This window comes from Pseudonocardia sp., from assembly GCF_025965585.1.
Classification (GTDB): Bacteria; Actinomycetota; Actinomycetes; order Mycobacteriales; family Pseudonocardiaceae; genus Pseudonocardia.
Genome location: NZ_JAOPWR010000121.1, coordinates 1 through 10,740 on the forward strand (window position 1 = coordinate 1; position 10,740 = coordinate 10,740).

The window sequence follows — 10,740 nt, forward strand, 5'->3', positions numbered from 1 at the left end:
GCGGCCCCCTGTCGCTCCAGCGCACCGGCGGCCGCGTCCCGCTCGTCACGGGCGGCGGCGAGCGCGCGCAGCCGTGGCGTGGCCTCCTCGGCGAAGGTCAGGTCCGAGAGCAGCTCCGGCCGCTCGGCCAGCCCGGCCCGGACCCCTTCCAGGATCTCCGCGACCTGTGCGGGCACCTGGGGATCGATGATCAGCTCGAGCAGGTACTGCACGAACTGGTCGGCGTTGCGGAACTGGAACTGCCCCTCGATCCCGCCCTCGGTGGCGTTCATCTGCAGGATCGGGGTGAAGATCTCGGTGTCGAGGCCGTGGTCGTCGAGCAGCCGTCGCCAGCGGTCGGCCCGGTCGGTGACGACCGCGCCGCACCCGGGCACGGCGTCCCAGGCGCGCACGGCGGCGACGAAGTCCTTGAGCGGGGTGGGGCTGCCGTCGGTGGTGAACGGCAGCAGGTCCAGCTCGGCCCGGCCCTCGACGGGGCTCAGCACGTACCAGCGCGCACCCAGCCGGTCGTGGTCGCGGTTCGGATCGGCGGGCTGGGTGCGGTCGGCCCACTCGTACACCGCGCCGGTGACGAGCCTGCGCCCCTGCGGCCCCGACCACTCGACGACGACGTGCGCGGTGTCGGCCCCGAGCACGTAGTCCTCGAGGTGCTTGCCTGTGGCCTGGGTGGCGAGGAAGTCCCGGCGGTAGGGGCGGATCAGAGCGCAGATCAGCGACAGCACGGTGGACTTGCCGCCGCCGTTGCGCAGCCAGACGATCGTGTCCAGCGGATGCCCGCCGCCGTCGCGGAAGTCCAGCTCGACGTCGAGGAAGCGGGCCGCGGCCGGGCCGATCCGGTCGAGGCGGACCCGCCGGATCGTCCACATCACGTCCCCTGCGGTGCTCACGACACCCCCTCCCGGCGGACCTCGCGCAGGGCCTCCAGCGCGCTGGTGCCCGCGCTGTCGCCGACGAGCAGGCGGAAGCGGTCGGTCAGATGGAACGTGTCGGGGCCCAGCGTGGGCGCCTCCCGGGCGGCGCCCTGCCCGACGAGCCAGCCGCACACCTCCTCCACGGCGCGCAACGTGCAGCCGCGCGCCCGCCGGCCGGTCTGCGTGGGCACGAACGACGGGAGGTCGGCGTAGACCTCCGCGGCCGTGCGGGCGCGGTCGTCGTCCGCCGGCAGGTCCGCCGCCGCGATGGCCGCGCGCAGGAACTCGTCGATCCGCGGGATGTCGATCAGCTTGGTCTCGGGGTCGTCGAAGTCGATGTCGTTCGGGTAGGCGTAGGCCGCGATCCCGATCAGCACCAGCCCGAACACCAGGCGCTCGTCCTCGGCCATCGCGCGCAGGTCGCCGAGCCGCGTCGCGAACGGCCCACCGGGATCGGGGACGAGCACGATCCCGGCCCGGGGGGTGCCCAGCACCTCCAGGCCGAGGCCCTCGGCCATCGTGTCGACGACGTCCTTGAACCGCAGCTCGGTGCGGTAGCGGTCGAGCAGTGTGCGGTACTCGCTGCCCTCCACCGGACGGGCACGCCGCGCCAGCCCGAAGGTGATCAGCTCGGCAGCCGCGCGCACGTCCGTCAGATCCGCGGGCGTACCGCTCATCTGCCACTCCCCCGCCGGGCGATCACCAGATCCCGGCCCCCCGCCCGCGCGTGCGCCAGCACCGTGCCGTCGTCGTGGGCCTCCAGGCCGGACGCGAGCAGGTCCACCTCGCCGCCGGCCTCCGGCTCCGACTCCTCACCGGGATCGGGGGCGAAGGCCCACAGCGCGGAGAGCAGCACCAGCTCGGCGACGTGCTCGGCGATCTCGTCGTCGGTCACCGTGTCGAGGAGATCCGACAGCCGCACCGGTCCCTCCGCGGTGCGCTGGAGCACCTCGCGCGCGGCGCCCACCACCGCGGGCGCGTAGCCCTGCACGTCGTCGTCGGCGGTGGGCTCGTCGGCCTCCTCGGGCTGCGCCTCGCCGGGCTCGGGGGCCCGCGGCGCGGCCCACAGCGCGTCCACCAGGTCGTCGAAGCGGACTAGCCGTGGCACGGTGACCCCCAGGCCCGCGTCCGCGAACCGGTCGGCGACGGTGCGGGCGTCGTCGGCGGGCAGGTCGAGCACCGGCGCGAGGACGTCCTCGCCGAGCGTGAACATCCGCAGCCGACGCCGCCGCGCGATGCGCTGGCGCACCTGGGCGGCCAGGAACACCTGGCGCGCACCGACGAGGCGCCGTTCCAGGTCCAGGTGCACCTGCTTCGCCCGGCCGAGCAGGTCGATGATCTGCCCCGACACGGCCCGGACCTCGGGCGAGGCCTCCACCTCCAGCCCGCCCTGCACGTGCTCGAGGAAGCGGTCGTCCTCGGCGATGCGCGTCTCGACGTGACGGCGGGCGCGCGTCAGCCGCTCGGGCAGGTCGTCGGCCCAGTCGGTGGAGCCCACATCTCGACGGGTGGCGTCGAGCAGTTCGGTCAGCGTGGCCGAGAGGCCCACGCTGGTGCGCTCGGCCTGCGCCGCGGTGCGGGCGGCGGCGTCGAAGCGGCGGTCCTCCAACTGGCGCTGCAGCACGTGGGCGAGCGCGCGGTCGGCGTCCTCGAGGTCGACGTCGAGTCCGTGCAGGAACAGCGTGATGGCCTGGTCGCTCGCCACGAACACGGCGCCGAACTCGGTCTCACGCAGCGACAGGAGCCGGAAGCTGTAGGACTCCCACGGAACGGTGTCGTCACGCGCGCCCATGGCCGCGAAGCGGTAGCTGAAGCGGCGCTGCTCGCGGGCGTCGTTGAGAAGGCCCTTGAGCACCGCCTGCGCCACGTCGGGCCACTCCCCCGCCGGGGCGTCGGGCCGCATCCGCGCGGCCAGCCCGGCCAGCGTGTCGACCACCTCGTCGATCCCGGCCTCGCGGGCGAACCCCATCGACCCGACGACGATGTCGACGGCGGCCAGCGCGAGCTGCCGCAGGTCGTAGTACTCGTCGTCGATGCCGGCGTGCGCGGCGTTGCGCACGAGCCGCGCGATCGGGTCGGTGAGCACCAGGGCCCGCCAGCGGGACCGCGCCGAGGCGTCCGCGGCGGGCGACACGACACCGCCGCCCCCTCCCGTCACCCGAGCAGCGTAGGACAGGCGGCCGAACGCCCGGCTCAGGCCTCCAGCAGCGCCCTGCCCCAGTAGTCACCGGCCCCGTTCGCCCCGGGCGGGCAGGCGAACAGCCCGGAGCCGACGTGGCGGATGTACTCGTTGAGCGCGTCGTGGGTGCCGAGACTGCGCTGGAGCGTGACGAACGTGGCCGGGTCGTTCTGGTAGCTGATGAAGAACAGCCCCGCGTCGAGCGTGCCGGTGGCGACGTCGATGCCGTCGGTGAAGGAGTAGCCGCGGCGCAGCAACCGCAGCCCGTTGTTGTTCTCCGGGGCGGCGAGCCGGATGTGGGCGTCGGCCGGGATGACCGGGGAGCCGTCGGCGCCCACCGCGGTGAAGTCGGGCGTGTCGAACTCGGCCGTCCCCGTCAACGGTGCCCCCGTGGCCTTGTCGCGGCCGAAGACGTTGTGCTGGTCGCCGAGGGTGTCGCGGTCCCACGGCTCGATGAACATCCGGATCCGCCGGGCGACGAGGTAGCTGCCGCCGTGCATCCACGAGCCGTCCGACACCCACACGTGCTGGTCGAGCGAGGTCACGTCGTCGCTCTTGATGTTGCGCGTGCCGTCCTTGAACCCCATCAGGTTGCGCGGCGTGGCCTGCGCCGAACCCGTCGACGACGTGCGGCCGAACCCGAGCTGCGTCCACCGCGTGACGACGGTGCCGCGGCCGAGCCGGGCGAGGTTGCGGATCGCGTGGAAGGCCACCAGCGGGTCGTCCGCGCAGGCCTGGATCGCGATGTCGCCGCCGCTGCTCGCGTCGTCGAGGATCTCCTGGGGCAGCGCGGGCAGCGGCTGCAGCGCCGCCGGGCGGCGCGACGCGAGCCCGAAGCGGCCGTCGAACAGGCCGGGCCCGAACCCGATGGTCACGGTCAGGTTCGACGGCGACAGCCCGGCCGCCTCGCCCGTGTCGGCCGGCGGCACCTCGAGCGAGGGGGAGTCGCCCGGCACCGCGGCGCCGCGCGTCATGGCCTCGGCGGCGGCGGTCCACGTCTGCAGGAGCGCGACGAGGTCCGCGCGCTGCGTGGACGTCACGTCGAAGGCGGCGAACGCGAGCCGGTCCTGCGCGTCGGTGCTGATCCCGGCCTGGTTGGCGCCGTAGAACGGAACGGTGTCCGAGGCGGCCGCCCCGGCCTGCGACGGAGCACAGCTCGCCACCGCGAGGCCCGCTCCGGCCAGCCCGACCCCTCCCAGCAGCGTGCGACGGGAGAACGGCATCTAGACGACCTTCCCCGCGACCTGCGACAGCGGCTCGGCCAGGGCGTCCACGGCGTTCGACAGCGAGCGTCGGTCGGCGTCGGTCACGGCGGTGTAGGACTCGTAGCCCTCGCCCTGCTTGTACTTGTCGAGCCCGGCGGTGACGTCGCTGAACCGCGTGTCGAGCTGCTGGGCGAGGGCGGCGTCCTTCGCGGTGAGGGCCGGCTTCAGCAGTTCGAACGCCTCACGCGCGCCGGCGATGTTGGCGGCGAAGTCCCAGAGGTCGGTGTGGGAGTAGCGGTCCTCCTCACCGGTGACCTTGCTGGTGGAGACCTCGGTCAGCAGGTCACTCGCACCGTTGGCCATCTGCGCGGGCTGGTAGACGGCGGTGGCGACCTTGCTCTTCAGCGTCGCGACGTCTGCGTCGAGCTTGTCGGCCACCGGGGTCATGCCGGCCGGCGACCTGTCGACCCACAGGGCCTTCTCGATGCGGTGGAACCCGGTCCACTGCGCGGGGTCGGAGATGTCGTCGATGCGGGCGTCGATGGCCGGGTCGAGGTTGCCGAAGCTCTCCGCGACCGGCTCGATGCTCTCGTAGTGGACGCGCGCGGGGGCGTAGAGCGCCTCGGCCTTCGTCATGTCGCCCGCACGGACGGCGTCGGTGAACGCGGTGGTGGCCGTGGTCAGCGCGGCCACCTCCGACACGACGTAGTCGTGGTACTGCGTGGTGGCCGCGGTCAGGGAGGCGCCGGCGGCCGCGGTGGGCGCCGCGGCACCGGAGACCGTGAAGCTCCAGGTGTCCTTGGCCGCCCCGGGGCAGTACATGCTGTAGGTGCCCGGGTCGAGCCGCAGCGCGAACGTGCCGTCGATGCCGGCGGTGACGTTCTCCTTCTCCCCCAGGATCGACCCGCCCTTCTGCAGCTCGGCCTCCGTGACCGATCCCGAGCCCGTGTTGGACACGGCGAACGTCACGGGTCCGCCCGGCACGGTGTCCGGCGTCGGCCGGCACCCGGCGTCGGACAGCGCGACCTTCACGGTCGTGCCACCGGCCGCGGGCGCGGCCGCGGAGCCTCCGCTCCCGCCGCACGCCGCGGTGAGCAGTCCGACGGACAGGACGCAGACGATCACGGGCGCGACGGCGCCGCCACGGTTGACGCGCATGGCGAGAAGACCTTTCGTGCAGGAAGGGCGAGAGGGGACCGGTCAGTGACCGGCGGTTGCGACGGTGGTGCGCGCGGCCGGGCGCCGGGCGGAGCCGCCCGTCGGCCACAGCACGTAGGCCAGCAGCGGGATCGCGTAGACGACCCAGACGACCACCTCGACGACCGTCGGGAACGGCTGGATGCCGAGCATCCCGGTGATCAGCGACGAGATCGGCGTACCGGGGCGCACCAGCCACGACAGGTCGAGCGCGCGCTCCTGCCCGATGGTGAGCCAGCCGGCCTCGTGGGCGGTGTGCGCCGCGGTCATCAGCAGGCCCGCGGCCACCACGACGAGCACCGCACCCGTGACCTTGAAGAAGCGCGCCATGTTCAGCTTCACACCGCCGCGGTAGATGCCGTAGCCCAGCGCGACGGCGACGAGGACGCCGATCAGCGCTCCGAAGCCCGCGAGCAGCGGCGACGTGCTGGCCTGGAAGGCCGCGAGCAGGAACACCACGGTCTCGAAGCCCTCGCGCAGCACGGCCAGGAACGCCATCACCACCAGCGCGCCCGTCGAGCCGCGCACCAGCGCGGACGCCGCGGCGGACTCCAGCTCGGCCTTCATGCCGCGGGCGTGCTTGCGCATCCAGACGATCATGTAGGTGACCATCGCGACGGCCAGCAGGCCGATCACGGTCTCGAGCCCCTCCTGCGCGGCCTGCGGCAGCTCGGCGGTCACGATCTCGAGCACCACGCCCACGACGAGACAGATCACGACGGCGGCCCCGACGCCGAGCCACACCTGGCGCAGCGCGTCGCGCCGTCCCCGGTTCGCCAGGAACCCCGCGATGATCCCCACGATCAGCGCGGCCTCGAGCCCCTCGCGGAGCCCGATCACGAACGTGGACAGCATTGGTCATCCCTACTAAGAGAGCCTCACCTAACTTTCGTTATTTGAACAGATCATGAGGGCGCCGTCCACCCCGGATCGCATTCACAGCGTTCATCCGGAAAAGACGAGAAAAAGCGGAAACCGAGGAATGGGCGGTCTGTCAGGAACCGGGGCGGCCGACCACCGCGCCCGCCTCGACGGCGGTCTCGACCGTCCCCCGACGCCGCGGGAGCGACGGCCACAAGTGGTTGAACACCAGGTTGAGCAGGAAGACCACGATCACCGTGGAGGTGATGCTGGACCCGAAGATCACCTGGAAGTCGGCCGGGAAGTGCTGGTAGAAGGACGGCTGGATGGTCGGGATCAGGCCGAACGACAGCGAGACGGCCACGATCAGCAGGTTGTGGTTGCGCGGGCCGCCGAACGTCACCTTGTGCAGGGTCTGGATGCCCACGGCGGTGACCATCGCGAACATGACCGTGGCCGCGCCGCCGATCACCGGCCCGGGCAGCGACGCCACCACGGCGCCGACCTTCGGGATCAGCCCGAGGATCACGAGGAACACCCCGCAGACGGTGACGACCCAGCGGCTGCGCACGCCGGTCATGCTCACGAGCCCGACGTTCTCGGCGTAGGCGGTGTCGGGGAAGGAGTTCATGAAGCCGGCGAGGAGAGCCGAGAGCCCGTCGGTGGCGAGGCCCCGGGCGAGGTCGCTCGGTGTCAGGTCGCGGTCCACCATCTCGGCCACGGCCAGCATGTCGGCGGTGGACTCGGTGTAGGTCACGAGCACCACGATGCACATCGAGATGATCGCCGCGGCCGCGAACTTGGGCGGCCCGAAGTGGAACGGCGCGGCGATGCCGAACCAGCCGGCGCTGCCGACGGAGGAGAAGTCCACCAGGCCCATCGGCCACGCGATGAGCGTGCCGATGATGATCGCGAGCAGCACCGCGGTCTGACCGATGAAGCCCTCGAAGAACCGCGAGATCAGGACGATCAGGAGGATGACCACGGCGGCGAGCACGATGTGCGACACCTGACCCGAGTCGGGGTTGACCGCGGTGACGATCTGCCCGTTCCGGACCACCACCTGCCCGTTCGCGTCCAGCACCGGGACCTTCGCCGTGAAGTTGCCGGTCTTGTCCCCCGCGATGAGCCCGATGTCGGCACCGATGAGCGAGAGCCCGATCATCATGATCACCGTGCCGGTCACCAACGGCGGGAAGAACCGCAGCACCATCGAGAACGGCTTCGCGATGATCAGGCCGAACACGCCGGACACCAGCAGCGCGCCGTAGACGTAGGGCAGGCCTGCGCGCCCCCCGTACTGGTCGGCGATGATGATCATCGGGTTGAGCACGGTGAACGTCGCACCCGCCACCACCGGCAGGCGCACGCCCATGATCTTCGAGATGCCGACCGACTGGATGATCGACGCGATCCCGGAGACGAGCAGGTCGGCGCTCACGAGGACGGCGATGTCCTCGGCGCCCAGGCCGACGGCCGGGCCGACGATGAGCGGCACCGCCACGGCCCCGGCGTACATGATGAACAGGTGCTGCAGGCCGAGGATGAGCAGCCGCGGCGCGGGGGGCACCTCGTCCACAGGATGCGGCACGGCCTTCTGATCTGGTGACACAGTGGTCATCGCGTCCTCCGCTCGCCCGGCACCCCGGCCGTGAACCCTCCAGGGTGCGGAGAACGCTCGCAGCCGCCTGTTACGCCCTCTCTGCGCGCCCGTGGCCGATCGATTTCCCAGGGCCGGGAAGAGGACGGATCGGACACCGGCACGTCTCCCGACGCGCCGGGGACTTGCCCGTTAGGCTCGAACCGTCCGGGGGGCGCACCGGACGCGGACCGCATCAGGGAAGAGGCTGCTCGATGGAACGTCGTCCGGACGAGGCCGCACGCGAGGGTCTCGAGGACGCCCCCGCGATGCCGGACGTGGATCTCACCGTTCCCTCGATCGCCCGGGTCTACGACTACGTGCTCGGCGGCAAGGAGCACTTCGAGATCGACCGCCGGGTCAGCGCCGCACTGTTCCAGGCCGTGCCGGAGTCCCGCCAGCTCGCCGCCGACAACCGGGGCCTGCTCGGCCGGGCGGTCGGCTACCTGGTGGGCGAGGCCGGCATCCGCCAGATCCTCGACCTCGGTTCCGGCCTGCCCACCGAGGGCAACGTGCACGAGATCGCCCACCGCATCGACCCCTCGGTGCGCGTCCTGTACGTCGACATCGACCCGCTGGTGCTCGCCCACGGCCGCGCGCTGCTGAGCAACGAGGACACCACCGAGGTCATCACGGCCGACATCCGCGACGTCGACGGGCTCTTCGACAATGCGGCGGTGCGGAAGCTGATCGACCCCACGCAGCCGTTCGCGGTGATCGCCTCGGGGATCTTCCACCACTTCTCCGACGACCAGGATCCCTACGCTCTCGCCGACGCCGTCAAGGCCCGGCTCAGCCCGGGCAGCCTCTTCTTCATCAGCAACTTCCTGGACGACGACGAGCCGCGCGCCAGGGACATGCAGCGGGCGTTCCTCGAGGGCGGGCTGGGCACGGGCCGGTTCCGCACCTGGGACGAGCAACGGCGGTTCTTCGACGGGCTGGAGATGGTGGAGCCCGGCCTGGTCTACGCCAACGACTGGCGGCCGGACGAGCGGACGCCCGCCGAGAGCCCGACGCACACGCTCTACGCCGGCGGCATCGGCCGCAAGCCCTGAGCCGGGGTCAGAGCCGGGTCCTGAGCTCCTTCAGCACGGTGCGCGTCCGCACCGGCGTCTCGGCCTGGACGCTCACACGCTCCATCACGCCGAGGTACTCCTCGACGTCGGAGCGCTTCTCCAGGTAGACCGCGCTGTTGAGCTGCTCCAGGTACACCACGTCGGGCAGGTCAGGCTCGGCGAACCGGAGGATCGTGAACGGGCCGCCTGCCGCGGCGTGGCCGCCGAAGCGGAACGGCAGCACCTGCACGGTGACGTTGGGCATCGTGCTCATCTCGAGCAGGTGGTCGATCTGGTCGCGCATGACCTCCGAAGGGCCGAACGGGCGACTCAGCGCGGCCTCGTCCACGACGGCCCAGAACCGCGGCGCCCCGGGCTCGCTGAGCATCTTCTGGCGGTCGATCCGCAGCTGCACGCGCCGGTCGATCTCGTGGTCGGGATCGTTGCGGTGGCCGGCCAGGATGACCTGCCGCGCGTACTCCGGGCTCTGCAGCAGGCCCGGCACGAATTGCACCTGGTAGGTGCGGATGATGCTCGCCTCCTGCTCGAGACGGAGGTACATCTCGAACCAGCTGGGCAGCAGGTCGCTGTCCTGCTGCCACCAGCCGCGCACGTTGGCCTGGTCGACGAGGCCGAGCAGCCCGGCCCGTTCCTTCTCGTCGGTGACGCCGTAGAGGGTGAGCAGGTCGACGATGTCGCGTTCCTTGAACCCGACGCGGCCCAGCTCGAGACGGCTGATCTTCGCGTGGGACGCCCGGATGTGCGCGCCGGCGGCCTCGCGGCTGATGCCGTTGGCCTCCCGCAACCGGCGCAGCTGCGTGCCCAGGACGATGCGCGAGACGGTGGGGCCGCCCACCGTGTCGTTCGGGTCGGCCGGGCCGAGCGGGCGTCGCCGCCGCGATGCATCTGGCGTCACACCGATGACCATAACCCGCCTGTCCGGCGCCGCGTCACCCGTGCGGCGCATCCGAGCAGGGCCGGCCTAGGCGATCAGGTCGTCGAACTCGTCGTCCTTCGCCCCGCGCAGGAATGCCGCGATCTCCGCGCGCGTGAAGATCAGCGCAGGTCCGCGGGGATCGCGCGAGTTGCGGACCGCCACCCCGCCGTCGTCCAGCCCGGCCAGCTCGACGCAGTCGCCGCTGGGGTTGCTGGCCCGGCTCTTGCGCCAGGTGACGAGTCCGAGCGCGTCGGCGGCGACGGCGCGGATGTGGGAGTCGTCCATACCGGGCCTCCGCCGATGTGGGTGCGTGTGCTTGCAGACGTCGTTGCAAACGTGCTTGCAGATGTGATTGCCGACAGTCTTGCGGATGCAACGATCACTCGGCAAACTGGCGGGTAGGGGGCGCAGGTCCGAGCACGTCGGGGTACGCACCCCGCAGCAGTCGGAAGCGAGGTCGGGGAGCACTGATGGGCAGGGCAGAGCGTGGACGAACGGAATCTCTCAACCGCGGACGCCCCACGGTGTCCGTCACCTGCATCGCCGACGGCTGGGCGCACCGCGTTCCGGACATCGAGCTGACGTCCGAGATGTCGCAGAGCGACGGCTACTACCAGGCCGTCTGCGGGCACCGCGTGGCTGCGGCGTCGATGGTCGAACCCGACGGCCGCCCCTGCCCGCTCTGCACGGAGATGTGCCGCACGACGCGCTCCTGAGCCCGGCCGTCGCGGGCGGTCGTGACCATTTGCGAAACAC

General features: G+C 71.8%; 10 protein-coding genes and 1 pseudogene. 2 read left to right on the forward strand and 9 right to left on the reverse strand.

Annotation, left to right across the window (positions count from 1 at the left end; genetic code table 11):
- The 7 genes and pseudogenes from JWR81_RS07720 to JWR81_RS07750 all read right to left on the reverse strand — a co-directional run.
- Positions 1–887: pseudogene (locus JWR81_RS07720) on the reverse strand (hypothetical protein); the annotation flags it as partial.
- Entirely contained in the window at positions 884–1,588 is a 705-nt protein-coding gene (locus JWR81_RS07725) for a hypothetical protein (protein WP_297648713.1), read from the reverse strand. The pseudogene JWR81_RS07720 and the gene JWR81_RS07725, both read right to left, overlap by 4 nt.
- The gene (locus JWR81_RS07730) at positions 1,585–3,069 is read right to left on the reverse strand and encodes a hypothetical protein (protein ID WP_297648716.1); all 1,485 of its coding nucleotides are present in this window, start codon (positions 3,067–3,069) and stop codon (positions 1,585–1,587) included. Before JWR81_RS07730 ends, JWR81_RS07725 begins: the two co-directional genes overlap by 4 nt.
- A 35-nt stretch (positions 3,070–3,104) precedes the next feature.
- Positions 3,105–4,313 carry an iron uptake transporter deferrochelatase/peroxidase subunit gene (gene efeB / locus JWR81_RS07735; RefSeq protein WP_297648720.1) on the reverse strand — a complete coding sequence of 403 codons (1,209 nt, stop codon included), beginning with the start codon at positions 4,311–4,313 and terminating at the stop codon, positions 3,105–3,107.
- The gene (efeO, locus tag JWR81_RS07740) at positions 4,314–5,453 is read right to left on the reverse strand and encodes an iron uptake system protein EfeO (protein ID WP_297648723.1); all 1,140 of its coding nucleotides are present in this window, start codon (positions 5,451–5,453) and stop codon (positions 4,314–4,316) included.
- A 42-nt stretch (positions 5,454–5,495) separates the two neighbouring features.
- On the reverse strand, positions 5,496–6,347 hold the full coding sequence (efeU, locus tag JWR81_RS07745; RefSeq protein WP_297648725.1) for an iron uptake transporter permease EfeU: 852 nt from the start codon (positions 6,345–6,347) through the stop codon (positions 5,496–5,498).
- A 139-nt stretch (positions 6,348–6,486) separates the two neighbouring features.
- Positions 6,487–7,974: a nucleobase:cation symporter-2 family protein gene (locus tag JWR81_RS07750; protein WP_297648728.1), complete on the reverse strand. Its 1,488-nt coding sequence runs from the start codon at positions 7,972–7,974 to the stop codon at positions 6,487–6,489.
- Between the two features lie 233 nt (positions 7,975–8,207).
- Between JWR81_RS07750 and JWR81_RS07755 the strand changes: the two genes are divergently transcribed.
- Positions 8,208–9,047 carry an SAM-dependent methyltransferase gene (locus JWR81_RS07755; RefSeq protein ID WP_297648730.1) on the forward strand — a complete coding sequence of 280 codons (840 nt, stop codon included), beginning with the start codon at positions 8,208–8,210 and terminating at the stop codon, positions 9,045–9,047.
- 7 nt (positions 9,048–9,054) lie between these two features.
- Here the strand turns inward: JWR81_RS07755 and JWR81_RS07760 are convergent, their stop codons facing one another.
- Together JWR81_RS07760 and JWR81_RS07765 are read right to left on the reverse strand one after the other, a co-directional pair.
- Entirely contained in the window at positions 9,055–9,903 is an 849-nt protein-coding gene (locus tag JWR81_RS07760; protein WP_297648741.1) for a helix-turn-helix transcriptional regulator, read from the reverse strand.
- Positions 9,904–10,029: 126 nt separating this feature from the next.
- Complete coding sequence (locus JWR81_RS07765) at positions 10,030–10,269, reverse strand: DUF397 domain-containing protein (RefSeq protein WP_297648733.1); 240 nt, start codon at positions 10,267–10,269, stop codon at positions 10,030–10,032.
- Positions 10,270–10,508: 239 nt separating this feature from the next.
- Between JWR81_RS07765 and JWR81_RS07770 the strand changes: the two genes are divergently transcribed.
- Positions 10,509–10,700: a hypothetical protein gene (locus JWR81_RS07770; RefSeq protein ID WP_297648738.1), complete on the forward strand. Its 192-nt coding sequence runs from the start codon at positions 10,509–10,511 to the stop codon at positions 10,698–10,700.
- Positions 10,701–10,740: the final 40 nt, after the last annotated feature.

Bases quoted from the DNA above. Each gene is read 5' to 3' on its own strand.
- efeB (WP_297648720.1), bottom strand. From the start codon at position 4,313: ATGCCGTTCTCCCGTCGCACGCTGCTGGGAGGGGTCGGGCTGGCCGGA.
- efeO (WP_297648723.1), bottom strand. From the start codon at position 5,453: ATGCGCGTCAACCGTGGCGGCGCCGTCGCGCCCGTGATCGTCTGCGTC.
- JWR81_RS07765 (WP_297648733.1), bottom strand. From the start codon at position 10,269: ATGGACGACTCCCACATCCGCGCCGTCGCCGCCGACGCGCTCGGACTC.
- JWR81_RS07725 (WP_297648713.1), bottom strand. From the start codon at position 1,588: ATGAGCGGTACGCCCGCGGATCTGACGGACGTGCGCGCGGCTGCCGAG.
- efeU (WP_297648725.1), bottom strand. From the start codon at position 6,347: ATGCTGTCCACGTTCGTGATCGGGCTCCGCGAGGGGCTCGAGGCCGCG.
- JWR81_RS07755 (WP_297648730.1), top strand. From the start codon at position 8,208: ATGGAACGTCGTCCGGACGAGGCCGCACGCGAGGGTCTCGAGGACGCC.
- JWR81_RS07750 (WP_297648728.1), bottom strand. From the start codon at position 7,974: ATGACCACTGTGTCACCAGATCAGAAGGCCGTGCCGCATCCTGTGGAC.